17 protein-coding genes are annotated in these 16,573 nt (G+C 63.9%); all 17 read right to left on the bottom strand.

Annotation, left to right across the window (positions count from 1 at the left end; all coding sequences use genetic code 11):
* Positions 1-189: 189 nt before the first annotated feature.
* The gene (locus T3A99_RS10810) at positions 190-1,416 is read right to left on the bottom strand and encodes a beta-ketoacyl-ACP synthase (protein WP_047225953.1); all 1,227 of its coding nucleotides are present in this window, start codon (positions 1,414-1,416) and stop codon (positions 190-192) included.
* A complete protein-coding gene (locus T3A99_RS10805; RefSeq protein WP_188252175.1) occupies positions 1,416-2,144 on the bottom strand; it encodes a 3-ketoacyl-ACP reductase FabG2 in 729 nt (242 codons plus the stop codon). Before T3A99_RS10805 ends, T3A99_RS10810 begins: the two co-directional genes overlap by 1 nt.
* Positions 2,141-2,608, bottom strand: coding sequence for a hotdog family protein (locus tag T3A99_RS10800; protein ID WP_047225951.1), 468 nt, complete (start codon positions 2,606-2,608; stop codon positions 2,141-2,143). The genes T3A99_RS10805 and T3A99_RS10800 overlap by 4 nt, the downstream gene beginning before the upstream one ends.
* A complete protein-coding gene (locus T3A99_RS10795) occupies positions 2,605-3,801 on the bottom strand; it encodes a beta-ketoacyl-[acyl-carrier-protein] synthase family protein (RefSeq protein ID WP_322834289.1) in 1,197 nt (398 codons plus the stop codon). Before T3A99_RS10795 ends, T3A99_RS10800 begins: the two co-directional genes overlap by 4 nt.
* Positions 3,798-4,280 (bottom strand): DUF3261 domain-containing protein, encoded by a 483-nt coding sequence (locus T3A99_RS10790; RefSeq protein ID WP_139048622.1) that lies wholly within the window; start codon positions 4,278-4,280, stop codon positions 3,798-3,800. Before T3A99_RS10790 ends, T3A99_RS10795 begins: the two co-directional genes overlap by 4 nt.
* Entirely contained in the window at positions 4,277-5,005 is a 729-nt protein-coding gene (locus tag T3A99_RS10785) for a class I SAM-dependent methyltransferase (protein ID WP_047225948.1), read from the bottom strand. The genes T3A99_RS10790 and T3A99_RS10785 overlap by 4 nt, the downstream gene beginning before the upstream one ends.
* Before the next feature lie 10 nt (positions 5,006-5,015).
* A complete protein-coding gene (locus T3A99_RS10780; RefSeq protein ID WP_322834288.1) occupies positions 5,016-6,263 on the bottom strand; it encodes an NAD(P)/FAD-dependent oxidoreductase in 1,248 nt (415 codons plus the stop codon).
* Entirely contained in the window at positions 6,250-7,407 is a 1,158-nt protein-coding gene (locus T3A99_RS10775) for a sodium:proton antiporter (RefSeq protein WP_322834287.1), read from the bottom strand. Before T3A99_RS10775 ends, T3A99_RS10780 begins: the two co-directional genes overlap by 14 nt.
* Positions 7,404-9,743: an MMPL family transporter gene (locus tag T3A99_RS10770; protein ID WP_322834286.1), complete on the bottom strand. Its 2,340-nt coding sequence runs from the start codon at positions 9,741-9,743 to the stop codon at positions 7,404-7,406. Before T3A99_RS10770 ends, T3A99_RS10775 begins: the two co-directional genes overlap by 4 nt.
* On the bottom strand, positions 9,727-10,320 hold the full coding sequence (locus T3A99_RS10765) for an outer membrane lipoprotein carrier protein LolA (RefSeq protein WP_047225944.1): 594 nt from the start codon (positions 10,318-10,320) through the stop codon (positions 9,727-9,729). The genes T3A99_RS10770 and T3A99_RS10765 overlap by 17 nt, the downstream gene beginning before the upstream one ends.
* Positions 10,317-10,742, bottom strand: a complete 426-nt coding sequence (locus T3A99_RS10760) for an acyl-CoA thioesterase (RefSeq protein WP_076382963.1) — start codon at positions 10,740-10,742, stop codon at positions 10,317-10,319. The genes T3A99_RS10765 and T3A99_RS10760 overlap by 4 nt, the downstream gene beginning before the upstream one ends.
* Positions 10,735-12,279 (bottom strand): HAL/PAL/TAL family ammonia-lyase, encoded by a 1,545-nt coding sequence (locus tag T3A99_RS10755; RefSeq protein WP_047225942.1) that lies wholly within the window; start codon positions 12,277-12,279, stop codon positions 10,735-10,737. Before T3A99_RS10755 ends, T3A99_RS10760 begins: the two co-directional genes overlap by 8 nt.
* A complete protein-coding gene (locus T3A99_RS10750) occupies positions 12,260-13,204 on the bottom strand; it encodes a glycosyl transferase (RefSeq protein WP_047225941.1) in 945 nt (314 codons plus the stop codon). Before T3A99_RS10750 ends, T3A99_RS10755 begins: the two co-directional genes overlap by 20 nt.
* Positions 13,201-13,935 (bottom strand): glycosyltransferase family 2 protein, encoded by a 735-nt coding sequence (locus T3A99_RS10745; protein ID WP_274090507.1) that lies wholly within the window; start codon positions 13,933-13,935, stop codon positions 13,201-13,203. The genes T3A99_RS10750 and T3A99_RS10745 overlap by 4 nt, the downstream gene beginning before the upstream one ends.
* A gap of 161 nt (positions 13,936-14,096) precedes the next feature.
* Positions 14,097-15,776: an AMP-binding protein gene (locus tag T3A99_RS10740; protein WP_274090508.1), complete on the bottom strand. Its 1,680-nt coding sequence runs from the start codon at positions 15,774-15,776 to the stop codon at positions 14,097-14,099.
* On the bottom strand, positions 15,773-16,318 hold the full coding sequence (locus T3A99_RS10735) for a membrane protein (protein WP_047225938.1): 546 nt from the start codon (positions 16,316-16,318) through the stop codon (positions 15,773-15,775). The genes T3A99_RS10740 and T3A99_RS10735 overlap by 4 nt, the downstream gene beginning before the upstream one ends.
* On the bottom strand, positions 16,315-16,569 hold the full coding sequence (locus T3A99_RS10730) for an acyl carrier protein (protein ID WP_030140951.1): 255 nt from the start codon (positions 16,567-16,569) through the stop codon (positions 16,315-16,317). The genes T3A99_RS10735 and T3A99_RS10730 overlap by 4 nt, the downstream gene beginning before the upstream one ends.
* Positions 16,570-16,573 lie beyond the last annotated feature (4 nt).

Here is a 16,573-nt window from a genome sequence, read left to right as displayed (position 1 = left end):
AAGGCAGGGTGGTAGATAGATACCGCCTGCAGCGGCGTCAGGCGGTGTACGAAAGAAACGGTCGAAGCCACTGCATCTGTGGGAGCAAGTTTTGCTCCCGCAGATTGTTTGGCTGCCTGGTGCAAGCCGATCAATGCCGGTCGCAGCCCCTCATTCCTTGATCACGGGCAACAGGGATATCAATCCAACTCAGCGCCAGCGGCGGAAAATCAACGAGGTGTTGACCCCACCAAAAGCGAAGTTGTTGTTCATCACGTACTCGTTGCTCATGGACCTGAACTCATTGCACAGGTAGTCGAGCTTGCCGCACTGGGGATCGACCTCATCGAGGTTGAAGGTGTGCACGTAGAGATCGCGGTTCATCATTTCGATGCTGAACCACGATTCCAGCGCACCGCAGGCGCCGAGGGTATGACCGAGAAAGCTTTTCTGCGAACTGATGGGCATGTGTTCGCCAAACAGGCTGCTGGTGGCCAGGGTTTCGGCGATGTCGCCCTGTTCGGTGGCGGTGCCGTGGCCGTTGACGTAGCCGATGGCGGCAGGTTCCAGGCCAGCGTCTTCCAGGGCCAGTTCCATGGCCCGGCGCATGGTGCTCAGTTCGGGACGGGTAGCGTGCTGACCGTCGGCGTTGCTGCCGAAGCCGACGATTTCGGCATGGATTCGCGCTCCTCGGGCCAGGGCGTGCTCCAGTTCTTCGAGTACCAGCATGCCGGCGCCTTCACCGATCACCAGGCCATCGCGGTCCTTGTCATAGGGCCGTGGGCTGGTCTGCGGGGCGTCGTTTTTCAGGCTGGTGGCGTACAGCGCATCGAAGACCATCGCTTCGGTCGGGCAGAGCTCTTCCGCGCCGCCGGCGAGCATCAGCGGCAGGCGACCGAACTTGATTGCCTCATAGGCATAGCCGATGCCATGGCTGCCGCTGGTGCAGGCGCTGGAGGTGGGGATCAGCCGTCCGGTAAGCCCGAAGAAGATACTGATATTGGCCGCCGTGGTGTGGGGCATCATCCGTACATAGGAGTTGGCGTTCAACCCTTCGGCCACGCTGTTGAGCAGCATGTTGCCGAACGCCTTGATCTCGTCGGTACTGCCGGTTGACGAACCACAGGAGACGCCCATGCGCCCGTCCTTGATCGACTCATCGCCCAACAGCCCCGCATCGGCCAGGGCCTGTTCGGCGGCGCCGACGGCCAGGCGCGATACCCGACCCATGCTGCGCAGTTGCTTGCGCGTCCAGTGGGTCGGGACCTGGAAATCATCGACAGGCCCGGCCAGGCGTGTATTCAGCTCGGTGAACCGGTCCCATTCATCCATGCGTCGTATGCCGCTGCGGTTGGCGGCGAAGTTGGCAGCGATGGTTTCCCAGTCGCTGCCCAGAGAGGTGATGCCGGCCATGCCGGTAACGACGACGCGCTTCATCAGCACAGGCCTCCGTTGACGGCCAGGACCTGCCGGGTGATGTAGCCGGCCTCGGCGGACATCAGGAAATTCACCGCGCTCGCGACTTCTTCCGGGGTACCCATGCGCTGGGCGGGGATCATTTTCATCAGTTCTTCCACGGGCACGTTTTCATCGAGCATGGCGGTATCGATCAGTCCGGGCGCGACGCAATTGACAGTGATCTTGCGCTTGCCCAACTCGATTGCCAACGCCTTTGCCGCGCCGATCAGGCCGGCTTTCGACGCGCTGTAATTGACCTGGCCGCGATTGCCGATCAGCCCCGAAACGGAGGTGATGCAAACAACTCGCCCAGCGGCGCGCCGACGGATCATCGGCATCATCACCGGGTGCAGGACGTTGTAGAAACCGTCCAGGTTGGTCCGCATCACCACATCCCAGTCGTCCTCGCTCAAGGCTGGGAATGCGCCGTCGCGGGTCAGGCCGGCGTTGAGCACCACGCCGTAATAGGCACCGTGGGTTTCAACATCAGCCTCGAGAATGGTTTTGCACGCGCTGCGGTCCGACACGTCGAATTGCAGCACCCGGGCATTGCGGCCCAGCGCCTGGATTTCGACCTGGACGGCCTCAGCCTCGGCGCGCCCGCTGCGGCAATGCAGCACGATGTCGTGCCCGGCCTGGGCCAGGCGCAGGGCGATGGCACGGCCGATGCCACGGCTGGAGCCGGTGACCAGTACGGATTCAGTCATGGCGTATTTCCTGTTGCGGACGGTTCATGAAGGTAGTGGGCTGGCTGAGGTGGCCGGAACACATTCAACCGGGCCATGGCATGAATGCCCGGGGCGTTGATGTGGCATTCGAACACGCCCATGCCGTTGTCGTCTTCCAGCGAGCGCAAACCGTGGATGGTCAATTCGGTCCCGGCCGGGAAAAATTCGACATTGCATTCGAACTTGCGGGTGCCGAGCAAAAAACCCAGCTCCACGGCGTCGCCGCGGCGGCGTGCATGACAACCGGCAAACGCGGCGACGCTCTGGGCCATCAATTCAATGCCGACCCAGGCCGGCAGCCCGCCGTCGTCGCGGCTGAACAACCCGCCGGGCTTGACGGTGGCGAGGGTGTGGATCTGCTCATCATCGAACGCCAGGACGCGGTCGATGAGAATCATGTCGCCGGCGTGGGGCAGGAGTTCGGCGAGCGGCCAGTCAATCATGGGGCGTCTCCGATAATCAGGCTGACGTTATTGCCGCCGAAGGCGAACGAGTTGCTCATCAGGCGGCGCGGTGATGTCGGGTTCAGGCGGGTGTCGGTAGTGACCCACTTCAATGCCGGCAGTGCAGGATCGGCCTGGCCGTCCCAGACATGCGGCGGCAAGGCCTGGGTGGTGTTTTGCGTACTCAGGCTCAACCAGCAGAACGCCGCTTCCAGCGCCCCGGCGGCCCCGAGGGTATGGCCGGTCATGGGCTTGGTCGACGAACAGGGCACTCCCGCTGGAAACAGCCCGGCCACTGCCTGGCTTTCCATGGCGTCGTTGTGTTGCGTGGCGGTGCCGTGCAGGTTCAGGTAATCGATCTGGCCGGGTTGCAGGCCGGCGCGACGCAAGGCTTTTTCCATGGCCTGGCGAGCGCCGCGACCACTGGGCTCCGGCGCTGAAATATGGTGGGCATCGGAGCTGGCGCCGTCACCCAGCAAGGCGATCGGTGCCGGATGTCCCGGCGTCCTGCTCATGAGAAACAGCACCGCGGCCTCGCCGATGTTGATGCCGCTGCGGTTGACCGAAAACGGATTACAGCGCTCCCCCGATACCGCTTCCAGGGCCGAAAAGCCGTTGAGGGTCAGTTTGCACAGGCTGTCCACGCCGCCGCAGAGCACCGCATCGCACAGGCCCAGGTCGAGCAGGCGTCGGGCGCTCATCAAGGCCCGGGCGCTGGATGTGCAGGCGGTGGATATCACATAGGACGGGCCGCTCAGCTCCAGCCAGTCGCAAAGGAAGTTGGCCGGTGCGCTCAGTTCCTGTTGCTGGTAGTCGTAGCCGTCGGGGAAGTGCTGCTCACGCAGGTAATGAGCAATGCCCTGACTGGCTTCTTCGATGCCCGAGGTACTGGTGCCCAGCACGACACCGATGCGAGCGCGACCGTAGGTCTGGATGGCCTGATCGATCTCATCGCGAATCTGCAGTCCCGCTTCGAGCAGCAACTGATTGTTGCGGCTGCGGTGCGCGATCAAGGATTGCGGTATGCAAGCGAGTTCACCGGGCACCGAGGCCACCGGCAATTTACGTTCGGCCACCCAGCCATCCTGCACGCGCACGCCGCCGCAGTCGCCGGCAAACAGGTTGCGCGCCACTTCATCTTTACCCCGGCCCAGGGCGCAAATTACCCCCAGGGCATTCAAATAAGCGGTCATGGGGTACTCTCGGTCAACGGCATGATGCGGTAGTGCGGGCCTTCGTGCAGGCCCAGTTCAAAATCCAGCGGTTGCTTGTAGCGCACTTGCCAGCGTTGGCCCAGGGTTCGTTGCCGAACCTCTTGCCGGGCGGTGGGGTAGTTGTCCGGCAGCTCGGTTTCAGGCGTCAGGGCAAACAACAGCGCGGCGAAAAGCTCACGGGCTTCGGCATTGGGTGGCAGCAGTCCGTCGGCTTGCCACTGGCCGTCCACCAGGCGTTGGCGGGCCAGGGGAATGCCCAGCGGGTCCAGCATCGACCAGCGGATACCGGCGCCTTCGCGCTGGATCACCAGCAGCCAATCCTGGCGCTGTCCGGCCAGTTGCCGCTCGATATGCAACTGCAGCGGCAGTGCCAGGGTTGGTGTGCGTTCCGGCAGCGGCGCCTGACTGGCGCAGGCACCGAGCAACAGCAAGCAGCCAAAAAGCAGCGCACGAATCATTCGACAGTCCCTTCAACGGGTTTACGGGCCACTACATTGATCAGGGTTTCCTCCCGCTCGCCAAAGGGCCGCGGGCGGCGCAGGCCGAAGCGTTCGAGAAGGCCGAAATCCCTGGCGCGGCTCCACCACAGATAGGGATACGAGACGTTGGCGGCTTCGAACTGGAAACCCTGATCGCGGATCATCTCCAGGTACTGCGCGGCACTTTTTTGCACGTGCATGGGATGACGGAACAGCCAGCGGATCACCCAGGTATCGATGTAGGCCGCCGTGGACTCCGCGAACATCAGATAGCCGCCGGGCTTGAGCACGCGATAGAACTCGGCGAGGGCTTTTTCCTGCTCCACCAGGTGATGAAAGGTTTGATGGCAGAACAGCAGGTCGACGCTGTCATCAGGCACCGTCAACGTCGCGCAATCGCTGCCGACCAGTTCCACGGCCATGCCTTGGCGTGCGGCTTCCGCAAGACTCAGGTCCAGGCTGTGAGGGTCGGCGTCGACGCCGATCAGGCGTTGTGGCGCGAACACCTGGCGCAGGTATTGGAACGACTTGCCCTGGCCGCAACCGGCATCGAGCAGCACCGGAGCCACCGGCAACGGGCCGCTGAAAAGGTTGCGCAGGTCATTGATCGCCACCCGCAAGACATGGTGCTGCCAGGTGTGGCTGCGCAGGAACCAGAAACCGAAGCGGGTCTCTTCGACGTAGTTGTCGCTCAGGTAGCTCATGGCTGCTTTCTCATGGTGCCGGGCTCGCACAGATTTGCGACAGCATGCGCAGGCGCCGCTTGGGCTCGCTGACGAACGGATTGCGCTCATCCCAGGCATAACCGGCCAGGATCGCGCTGATCATGCGGCGAATGTCTGGCGAGCCGTCGGTGTAGAAAATCACGTCCTGGAAGGTGCCGGCGTACCAGCCCTCGACGTAGCAGCGGAAGGTGTCGACGCCACGTTTGAGTGGCTCGGCGAATTCGCTTTGCCAGTCCACGCTTTCTCCTTGCAACTGCCGATGCAGCACCCCAGCGGCCATGCTGGCCGAGCGCATGGCGATGGTCACGCCGGAAGAGAACACCGGGTCGAGGAACTCCGCGGCGTTGCCCAGCAGGGCGAAGCCTGGGCCATGCAGCGTTTTGACATTGGCCGAGTAGCCGCCGATGGTTCGCGCCGGGGTGTCCCATATCGCGTTGCTGAGTACGCCGGCCAGGCTTGGCGTTTCGTCCATGAAGCCGCGCAGGCAAGCGTCAAGATCGTCAGTGCGACCGGCGAAATGTTCCGCCGCCGCGACTACGCCGACTGAACAGCGCCCGTCACTGAACGGGATGGTCCAGAACCACACATCGCGTTGGGTCGGGTGAGTGGTGATAAGGATTTTTTCGCGGTCGAAGGTTGGGGCATCGATGCAATCTTCGATGTGGGTGAACACCGCCTGGCGCAGCGGAAAGTTCGAGGGCGCCTCAAGGTCCAGCAGGCGTGGCAAGACCCGGCCATAGCCGCTGGCGTCGAGGACGAAATCGGCCTCGACGAGATACGCGCTGCCGTCTTCGCGCTGGACGCCCAGTTGTGGTTTGGCAAGTGAGAAGTCGGCGCCGGTGATGGCCTGCCCATAACGGATCTCGACACCTTGCAACGCCGCCTGATCGGCCAGCAGCTTGTCGAAGTCGGCGCGCTGCACCTGGAAGGTGGTGGGCTTGCCTTTGCTGAAGGTATCGCCGAAATCGAAGGCGCTGTAGCGCTCGCCCCAGGCGAACGCCGCGCCATTCTTGCGCTGAAACCCGGCGGCATTCACCGCCTCGAGCATGCCGGCCTCTTCGACGAAGTCCAGGCAATGGGACAACAGGCTTTCGCCGATGGAAAACCGTGGGAAATGCTGGCGCTCGATGACTAGCACATCGTGGCCCTTGCGCTTGAGCAGCGCGGCGGCGATAGCGCCAGAGGGACCTGCGCCGATGACGACGACCTGTCGACGTTCCATTTCAACTGTTGGCACTGGAGCTCCTGGCCGGGACGGCAATCGAGGGAATACGGTGGAAGCCGGCCAGGGCCGGCAGCAATGTCGCGATCAGGCCCATCAGCATCAGCGCAAAGTACACCGCCGGGCTGATGAGCTGTTGTTGTAGCAGCAGGTTGAGGAACACGATTTCACTCAAGCCGCGAATGTTCAGCAAGACACTTTCGCGCCAGCGACTGGCGCCAGGGAACGAGGCCCCGGCCCAGCCCAATCCCAGCCAGTTGCCCAGCAGTTTGCTGGCGATGGGTAACAGCAGCAATGCGCCGATCTGGAGCCAGTCGAGGCGACTCAGGGCGCTGTGGACGTTGATCTGCACGATGCCGAAGGTGAGGATCAGCGGGATCGCCAGGTAGGTCTGCAAACCTTGCATCCAGTTCGTGTTGAGCGGTAACACCAGCGGCACCTTGAGCGCGGCCATGCACAGCAGATAGCCGATGCCGACAATCAGCGCGTTGAGCCGGTAGTGTTCGGCCACCACCAGCAAGGCGAAAAAGATCCCGCTGTGCAGCAGCGGCTGGCGCAGGCCAAGCAGTCGCAACAGCAGCGGCACACAGGCACCGGCCAACGGCAGCAACAGGCTGGCCAGGTGCAGGCTGCCTTGGGCCAGGGCGAACAGGCTCCAGCAGATCAAGTCGATCAGAATCGCGGTTTGCACCAGGCGCCGTGTGGCGGCGGGCGGGTAGTCGATGTGACGCAGGTACAGGTACAGCACCGGGATGGCGGTGATCGCAAACAGCAGCCCCACCGCCAGGGAACTGATCCAGGGCTGGGGCGGTAGCAGCCAGAGCGCGGTCGCCAAACCGCAGGCGAATGGAACGCCGAAGCTGGGCAGGGCGACTTTCACGCTCTGGCGGTCCAGCCGCAGGTCGATCACGTCGCTGAGGATGTGCCCCAGCAACAGGGCGAAGGCGAGGCTGTAGAGACTGCTCAGCCACACCGGCGCCACCAGTTGCGCGCCGCTGAGCTGCCAGCCTGGTTCGATCCAGAAGTACATCAGCAACGGCAGGCCAAGCGTCGCCAGCAGCAATTGGCTGACAATCGGGATCAGCCCGACGCGACGGCCGATGACTGTCGCCACCGCGAACAGCCCCAGGGCCATAAGCCAGAACATCAGGATGATCACTGGGCCGGCTCCGTAACCGCTGCCGCGTGGGCCTGATGCCCGGCCCACGGCGCTAGCATGAAACTGAAGGCCAGCCCCAGGCTGACCGCCAGGCCGAAGTTGCTCACCGCCGGCGTGCTGGAAACTGCCAACAGGCCGAACGACAACCAGGTGGTGACTGCCGCCAGCAGGGTGCCCAGCAGGCTCACCGCGGCGCCGCCTATCTGTTCGCGCATCAGGATCGCGTAATCGACACCGATGGCGGTGACCAGCAACAGACCGAACAGGCCGAACAGGGTCAGTGGCTGGCCCAGCCAGCCGAGGCTCGCCAGGCTGCACAGCGCCGCCAGCAACGGTAGCGCGACGACGCGAAGGGCGCCGCCGACACCGAACGGCCAGGTCAATAACAGCAGGATGAGCACGCAGGAGGCCAGTTTCAACTCGGCGGCGCTGACTTGCGTGGCGGCAAAGACCCGGTTCAGGTCCCCCAGACGATCGACCAGTTGTACGCCGGGCAAATCCAGCGTCTGCACCCTGAGCAGCGCTGCATCATTCAAGCCTTGCAGGCTGACCACCGCCGCCACGCCCTCCGCCGTCGGGCCGAGCCAGAGTGTGCGGTACGGTTCGGCCAGGGGGCCGGCCAGTGCGGTATCGATGTCGGTCACCGGCAAGGCCTGCAATTGCGTCAGTTCGGCTTGCAGTGCGGCGACCGGCACTCCCAGGTCCAGCAGCGGTTGCCAGAACGCCGGCAACCGGGCCAGGGCGTCACGCACTTTCTGCTGTTCGGCGGGCGGGCTGACCAGTTGGTTCAGCGACAGGTAGCCCTCCAGCTTCTCCAGGCCAATCAACTGCTCCAGCCGCTCGTTGAGCACCGTCTGACGTTCCAGCAGGTGTGACTGATTATCGGCGCGGATCAGGAAGAATTGGCTGGTGGGTTGGAAGCCGGTGATACGGGCGATGGCCTGGGCTTCGTCGGTCAACTGCTCAGGCGTGCCGATCCATTGGCGAATGTCGTTTTTCGTGGTCAGTTGCCAGAGGCCGCCGGCGCAGAAGATCAGCAAGAGCCCTAACAAGACCGGTGTTCGCACCCGCGCCAGCAACGCTTCGCGCGCCCTGAGCAGGTGTTCGCACAGTCGCAGCGGCCACTGGGCCGGGTGTAAGTCCACGCCCTTGAGCAGTGCCGGCAAGAGGCAAACCGCTGTCAGGTAAGCACCGATCAAACCGGCGGCGGAAAAGATCGCGATCTGGGTCAGGGCCGGGAACGGCGTCCAGGCCAGGGCCAGGTAGCCGATGCAGGTGGTCGCCAGGCTCAGGCTCAGTCCCGGCAGGGTCAGGCGTAGGGCCGACCAACTGCGCCACGGTTTGAGGCCCCAGCTTTTGGACAGGTAGTGCAGCGGATAATCCACCGCCACACCGATCAGGCTGGAACCCAGCACCAGGGTCATGACATGCATGCGACCGAACAGCGCCACGCAGGCCACCGCGCCGAACAGGATGCCCACCAGTACCGGCACGAATGCCAGCCACGCTCGCAAGCGCCGGAAGGCCAGCAACAGCAACAGCAAAATGCCGATTGTCGCCCCGCCGCCCACCCAGGTGATTTCCCGCGAAGCCTGTTGTTGGCCACTGGCGGCGTACAGCAGGCCGCTGGCCGCCAGCAATTGCCCTTGGGTCTGGCCCGCCTGATCACGGCTGCGTTGCAGCAGATCGGCCACTTGCAGCGGCAGGTCCATGTCGAAGGCGTTGCCATGGGTGCGGGCGCGCAACAGCACCCAGTGTTTGCCGTCGGCTTCAGCGATCAGCGCGCCGCTGCCCACATCCAGCTGTATCGCACCGCGTTGGGGCTGGCTGTTCTGGATGCGCCCGGTCAGGCCCAGCCAGTCGTCCTGGCTCGGCACCAGGCTGAAGCCGCTGAACGGATCGAAGAGCGCCTGCACCCGTTGCTGAATGAAAGCCTGGGGCTGATCGATCAGTTGTTGCCGATCCGCGGCCGAGAGCATCGCCAGTCGCCCCTTGAGCAATTGCATGCGCAATGCCGGCAGATCGGTCTGCAACGTCCACTGGACCTTGTCGAACAAACCGCTGGCCTGCCATTGCTCGCCAAGGGTTTGCGCCAAAGCGATCGCCTGTTGGCGCTCGGTGTGCCCGACCAGTAGCAGCACCTCGCGGTTGAGGGGTTCTTGCATGCGTTGTTCGGCGATGAGTTCAAGCGCATCAGGAGCGGTACCGGGCACCAGCTCCATGAGGTTGGCCGACAGCGGCGCGCCATTGCGCCACTGCCAACCGGCCAGCGCCAGCACCGCCAACAGCAGAATCAGGAACAGTCGCGGCAGCTTGTGTTCACTCGGCAAAGTCATGTTGCTCCGCTTCGCTCAAGGCTTTCGCGCTGGTGCTGTTTTGCATGCGCAGCACGGTACGGTCACCCTGGGTTTCCAGCAGTTCGATACGCTGCACCAGTTCGCCGCCATCGATGTTGATCTGGTTGAAGATTTGTTTGAGCAGCACCGAGCGCGGGGTCAAGGTGAGCTTCCACTGCTGCGGTTGGCCCGACAGACTGAGGTCGAAGTCCCGTTGCAGGCCGCTGCTGTCGCCCTGTAACACCGCAAGGAACAAACGATTCTGCTCGGCGCCGGCACTCTTGTTCGGCAGTGTCTGCCAGGTGCCGCCATCGCGCCGGGCGATTCCCAGGGGGGTGATGCGGTAATCCTGCTGCAGCGGGGTTTGCAGCAGCCACAGCAGGCCATGGTTTTTTGCCAATACGAAACGGCCCTTGCTGGTGAGCGGCTGGGGCAGGGCGCGCAGGTGTTTTTCCTGGATGAACTGGCCGTGGATCACGTCCGGGCGCGCCAGTTGTTCGCTCAACTGTTGCAAGTCGAACGCCTGGGCAAAGGGCGCCAGGCCCCACAGCAGCAGCCAGATGAACAGGCGCTTCACGGTAGTTTCCTCTCGACGGCTTGGACAAAGACCCGCGGCGAGGCCAGCAGCATTTCGCGACTCGCGACGTCCACCGCCACTTGCACCGAGCTGGCGCGGGTCAGACGTTCACCCGTGGCTGCGTCGCTGATCAGGTAATTGATCTTCAGGCGGTTCTCCCATTCCACCAGGCTGGCGCGCACGGTCAGGGTCTGACCGAACACGGCGCTGCGCACGTAGCGCAGTTGCAGGTCGATCACCGGCCACGCATAGCCGGATGCGAGCATGTCGTTGTAGTTGTGGCCGATCAGGTCGAGCAAGGCGCAGCGGGCCACTTCCAGGTACTTGACGTAATGACCGTGCCAGACCACGTTCATCGAATCGACATCGAAAAACGGCACCACGATCTGCGTTTCGACGTGCAACACCCCTTGGCTACGCATGCAGCCTCCAGTGTTGTTCGGCGATGCGTTGCAGGCACAGGCGCAATTCGCCTTCCAGAGCGCGATCCTCGATGACTGGCGGGAAATCCACGGCCAGCTGTTCGTGCATGTCGGCCAAGGCCGGCGGCAGCGGTCGGGCATCTTCGGCACGGCTGCGCAGCCACACGCCCTGGTTGGCGGCCAGCAGCGTCGCGGCGGCCACTTGTTCGGTCAGTTCCAGCACGCGGATCGCATCCCGGGCAGCGATGGTGCCCATGCTCACTTTGTCCTGGTTGTGGCATTCGGTGGAGCGCGAGAACACGCTGGCCGGCATGGTGTTTTTCAAGGCTTCGGCGGTCCAGGCGCTGGTGCCGATCTGCACCGCCTTGAAGCCATGGTTGAGCATCGCTCGCTCGGCGCTGGCGCCGGACAGGTTGCTCGGCAAGCCGTGGTTGTAGCGTTCGTCGACCAATAGCGCGAGCTGGCGGTCCAGCAGATCGGCGACGTTGGCCACCAGGTTCTTGAGGCTGTCCATGGCAAAGGCGATATGCCCGCCGTAGAAATGCCCGCCGTGCAGTACGCGCTCGGCTTCGGCGTCGATGATCGGGTTGTCGTTGGCGCTGTTGAGCTCGATTTCGATGAATGAACGCAGCCAGTTCAGACTGTCGGCCAGCACGCCGAGCACGTGGGGGGCGCAGCGCAGGGAGTAGCGATCCTGCAGGCGATGCAGCGGCGCGGTGGGGGCGTCGATCGCCAGGTCCTTGCGCAGCCACGCGGCCACTTGCATTTGCCCCGGATGCGGCTTGGCGGCGAACAGGCGCTCGTCGAAGTGCTCCGGGTTGCCTTGCAGCGCGACCACGTTCAGCGCGGTGATGCGGGTTGCCAGTTGCAACAGGTAGTCGGCGCGGGCGAAGGCCAGGCAGGCCAGGCCGGTCATCACGGCGGTGCCGTTCATCAGCGCGAGGGCTTCCTTGGGCCGCAGCACCAACGGAGTCCAACCGAGTTCGCGGTGCACATCGGCGGCCAGGCGGCGTTCGCCAGCGAACATCACTTCCCGCTCGCCGGAGAGGGTGGCGGCGACGTAGGACAGGGGCGTCAGGTCCCCGCTGGCGCCCACCGAGCCTTCTTCCGGAATCAGCGGCAGGATGTCATGTTCGAGAAAGGCCTGGAGTCGCTCCAGCAGTTCCACGCGCACCCCGGACACGCCGTGGCACAGCGACTGCAAGCGTGCCGCCAGCACGGCGCGGGTGGCCTGCGGATCCAGCAGTTTGCCCAGGCCGCAACCGTGGAACGTATACAAGTGACGGGGCAGGGCCTCGACGTGGTGCAACGGCACGGCCACTACGCAGGAGTCGCCGTAACCGGTGGTCACGCCGTAGATCACGCCTTCCTTGTCCAGCAAAGAGTCGAGGAATTGCGCACCCTTGGCGATGCGCTGGCGGAATGCCGGATCATCCTGCAAGCGCGTCTGCACCTGACGATTGGCCAGGGCCAGTACGTCCTCGATGCGCAAGGGGCGTTCGCCGAAGGTTACCGGCTCAAGAGTGGGCATCGTCATCGGTCTTCCAGAAAGGGTAAAAGTTGAACCACTGTTGCGGTGCCTGGAGGCAATAGTGCGCCAGGCGCTGGGCGTAGAGGCCGGCCCAATGGGTGATGACCTGCTCGCGGTCGCTGCGTTTCCACACCACGGCCTCGGCGAAGGGTTCGAGGGTGACCCGATAGCGTCCCTCGTGCTTGAGGCACATCAGCAGGTTGATCGGGCATTTGAGCAGCCCGGCCAGCAGCCAGGGCCCTTGGGGAAATGCCGCCGGGCGACCCATGAAGTCCACGGTCACAGTGCGTGCGCCGTGCAGCGGTATGCGGTCGCCGGCTATCGCCAGCCACTCGCCGCGTTCCAGGCGTTCGCTCAGTTGCAGCATGATCACCGGGTCCAGCTCGCTGACCTGGATCAGCCGCAGATGCGTGGCGCCGGCTTCCCCCAGCAAACGATTGAACTGTTCGGCATGCTTGGTGTGCACCAGCACGTTCATGGTCACTTTCTCGCCCAGCTCGGCCAGGGCCCGGCACATTTCCAGGTTGCCCAGGTGTGCGCCCACCAGCATCTGCCCACGGCCGTCGCGCAAGTGATTGCGCAGCAATGCCGGATCGACGATTTCGATCTGTTCCAGGCTCAGCTTGCCGTTCCAGACGTCGAGCTTGTCCAGCAGGGAGTCGGCAAACGCCATGAACTGCCCGAACACTCGCCAATGGCTTGGGCGCAGCTCGGTGCGGCCGCTCCAGTCGGCCAGGCGCTGCTGGTATTGCCAGGCTGCCTGCCGGGCGCTGCGGCCGAAAATGAAGAAGTACAGGACGATGCCGTAGAGCAACGGGCTCAATAAGCGGCGGCCCAACACCTTGGCGGCGAACGCGGTGAGTTTCATCAGCCAGAAACTGCCGCGCTCCTGGCGATCGGCCCAGTGCTGCTTGTCTGTCTCAAGGCTCATGTTCGCCACCGTCGCCAGAGAATCAGGGGGGAGCGCACCAGCATGCCGAAGAACAACCGGGTGTGCATGCTGGAAATCAGTACGTTGTCGTGGAACAGGCGAAAGTGCGAAACCCCGTCCAAGGGGTAGTGAACCCGGGTACGCAACCAGCGCATCGGTTGATTGCGCCAGGCCAGGCGCACCAGGATGTCGGAGTCGAAATCCATGCGCTTGCCAATGTTCGTCGAATCGATCAGCGTCAGGACCGGTGGCAAGGGGTAGACCCGAAACCCGCACATCGAGTCGCGGATTTGCAGGGACAGGCTGTTGATCCAGACCATGACATGCGTCAGGTAGCGTGCATACAAGCGGCCTTTGGGCACGCTCTCATCGTATTGGGGATAACCGCAGATCACCGCCTCCGGGTGAGCGCGGGATTGCTCGATGAAGTTCCTTACGTCGCCAAGATCGTGTTGCCCGTCGGCATCGACCTGCAGGGCGTGGCTGAAGCCCAGGCGCGACGCTTCCCGCAGACCGGTCATCACCGCGCCACCCTTGCCTTGATTGACCGCCAGCCTGACCAGATGAACCTGCTCGCCCTCGGCCAGGAGCTCCAATACCGCCGCGCAGGCCGGGCTGCTGGCGTCGTCCACCAGCACGCAGGGCAAGCCGTTGGCGAGCAGTGCCTGCACCACGGTCGCGACGGCGGTTTCGTGGTTGTAGACCGGGATGACGGCGCAGGGGTTATGCATAATTTCCGTCCTGCCCCATTCCATTGTGGCGAGGGGATTTATCCCCGCTCGAGTGCGAAGCGCTCGTCATCGGGCAGTGTCGTTGCGCAGCTTTTGTGGTCGCTTCGCAACCCAGCGGGGATAAATCCCCTCGCCACAATGGAGCGGTGTTTTTGCATGAATCAATCATCGGCCACCCCCAGGACAATCCGCCCACTCGAACAGGCCGCCGTGTCATTGCGATAAGCGAAGTACAGCTTGCCGCGCTCGCGGTCGAAACGCAGGTGCAGTTGGATTTCATCGCCGGGGCGCATCAGTTGCTGGAACTTCAGCACTTCCATGCCGACGAACCGCGGCGGCAGGTCCATCAGTTGTCGGCCCAGGCTCAAGGCCCAGTCGACCTGCACCACGCCGGGGAGGACCGGTGCGGTGGGAAAGTGGCCGCTGAAATACGCCAGGTCCGGGGGCACCAGCAGTTGCAGGCTCCATTGCCCGTCGGTTTCGACCTGTTCGAGCACTTGCGGGGCTTTGGGGCGCGCAGCCATCAGCAGGGCTTCGACTTCGGCCTGGGGCAGCTTGCCTTGGGCGTTGAGCGGCAACTGCCGCAGCCAGCGCCAGCGCCGAGGCAAGGCGAGGGTTTCGCAGTGTTCGCTCAAGTGACGGCGCAAGGCCTCGGTCACGGCGCGTCGACCCAGGTTGCGCAAGGCGTGCAGGCCGCTTTCGCTCAGCACCAGCAGCGCCCCGAGGGAGGCGCGATTTTCCTGGACCACCCCCAGTCGGGCTTCGCTGACCCAGTCGTGGGCCATCAACGCCCGTTCCAGCATGGGCAGGGAGATGCGTTTTTCTTCAAGCTTGACGATGCGATCCAGCCGTCCGAGCAGTTCGAAGCGTCCATCCCCGGCGATCCGCGCCGCGTCGGCGGTGTGTTCCACATGGCCGGCCGGCAGATAAGGCGAGGCGATCAGCAAGGCGCCGTCACTGTCCTGGCTCAGCTTTACGTCGGCGAAGGGCTGCCATAAGCCTGCGCCCTGACGCCAGGCGATGCCGCCGGTTTCCGAACTGCCAAAGATTTCCGTCGGCCACTGCCCCAGCCGCTGGTGCAGGCTTTGGGCGGCCTCGGTCGGCAAGGCACCACCGGAGGAGAATACCCGGCGTACGCAGCTCAAGGCTGGCCAGTCGAGGTTATCGCCCATGCGCTTGAGCAAGGCCGGGCTGGCGACCCAGGCAAAAGCCGGGTACTGACGGCTGGCGCGTTGCAGGTCTTCGGGAAAAGCCAGTTGCCGGCGCACGAATGTACGCCCGGCACACAGCGGCCACAGCACCCGAAACAGCAGGCCATAGATGTGCTGGGTGGCGACGCTGCCGATCACGCAGGCCGGGCCCAGGTCGGTGCCCCACAATTGTTCCAGGGCCTGGACTTCGTTGCTCAACTGACGCAGATTTTTCTCGATGCGCTTGGGCTCGCCGCTTGACCCGGAGGTGCACAGGCTCAGCCAGCACTGATCGAGGTCCAGTTCAGTGGCCTCAAGGGGGGCTTGTCGCAGGTCGTCGAGACGGATGTCCGTGGGTTGATCGGTCAACCACAGGTCGACGTCCGCCGACCAGCGCTGGCGGGTCTGGGCTTGCAGGTCGGCCGGGAGCAGGACGCTGGCCCCGGCGCGCCAGGCACCGAGCAGGGCCACCGCCAGGTCGGCGGCGTCTTCCAGGTGCACCGCTATGCGCCGTACGCCGCGGGCCTGCAGACCGGCGGCCAGGCCCAGCGCCGCGTCCCGCAGTTGCGAGTGGCTTAGCGCCGGGTCGACGGCCACAGCACGGTCCGGCTGGGCTCTGAGCAACATCTGCTCAAGTGTTATCCAATTCATGGGCGGCCTCTTACCCGTTGTCGTATAAGCCATTCAATGGCAAACAGCAGCCCCATCAATCCGTAGGAAATCAGGCCGGTGTACAACATCCACCAGCTCAGCGGCGCCCAGAGGGTCAGGGCGGCGGCGAGCAAGCCGTTACACAGGAAAAATACACTCCAGACCACCGTGACCTGGCGGGTATACACCACCGCGTTGGCCGGTAGCTGCGGTTCGCGCAGGCGCGCCAGGCGCTCGACCATCGGCGGACCGTATTTCAGGCTCAGGGCGAACAGCCCGAGCATGAAGGCGCTGATCAGCACCGGATACCAGCGCAGCAGGAGCGGGCTGTCGAACAGCGCGAGCAAAACACTGAAGGCAATTGCCGTAACCGCCATCCAGCGGCTGCCGGGCCCGCTTTTACCGAGCAATGCCCGGGCCAGCCACAGGCTACCCAGCAGCAGGCCGAACTGCCATGGGGCGAAATGCTCCATGCCGAAATACACCGCAAAGGGGTACAACAGGCCCACCAGCAGCAGGCCGAGGCCAATCAGCCGGGTCATGCGGCCGGTTGAACCAGTCGATAGACCGCCTCGACCACGTCGTTGACGGTGCGCACCGACTTGAATTCTTCGGCGGCGATCTTCTTGCCGGTCTGGCGCTTGATGTGGTCGATCAGGTCGACCGCGTCGATGCTGTCGATTTCCAGGTCCTGGTACAGGTTCGACTCCAGCGTCACGCGCTCAGGGTCCAGCTCGAAAAGCTCGACCAGAGCATCGCGCAGGGTATTGAAAATGTCGTCACGAGTTTGCATGGTC

It is taken from the genome of Pseudomonas sp. N-137 (assembly GCF_034555295.1).
GTDB lineage: Bacteria > Pseudomonadota > Gammaproteobacteria > Pseudomonadales > Pseudomonadaceae > Aquipseudomonas > Aquipseudomonas rhizophila.
This window is presented reverse-complemented; position numbering and strand designations above follow the sequence as displayed.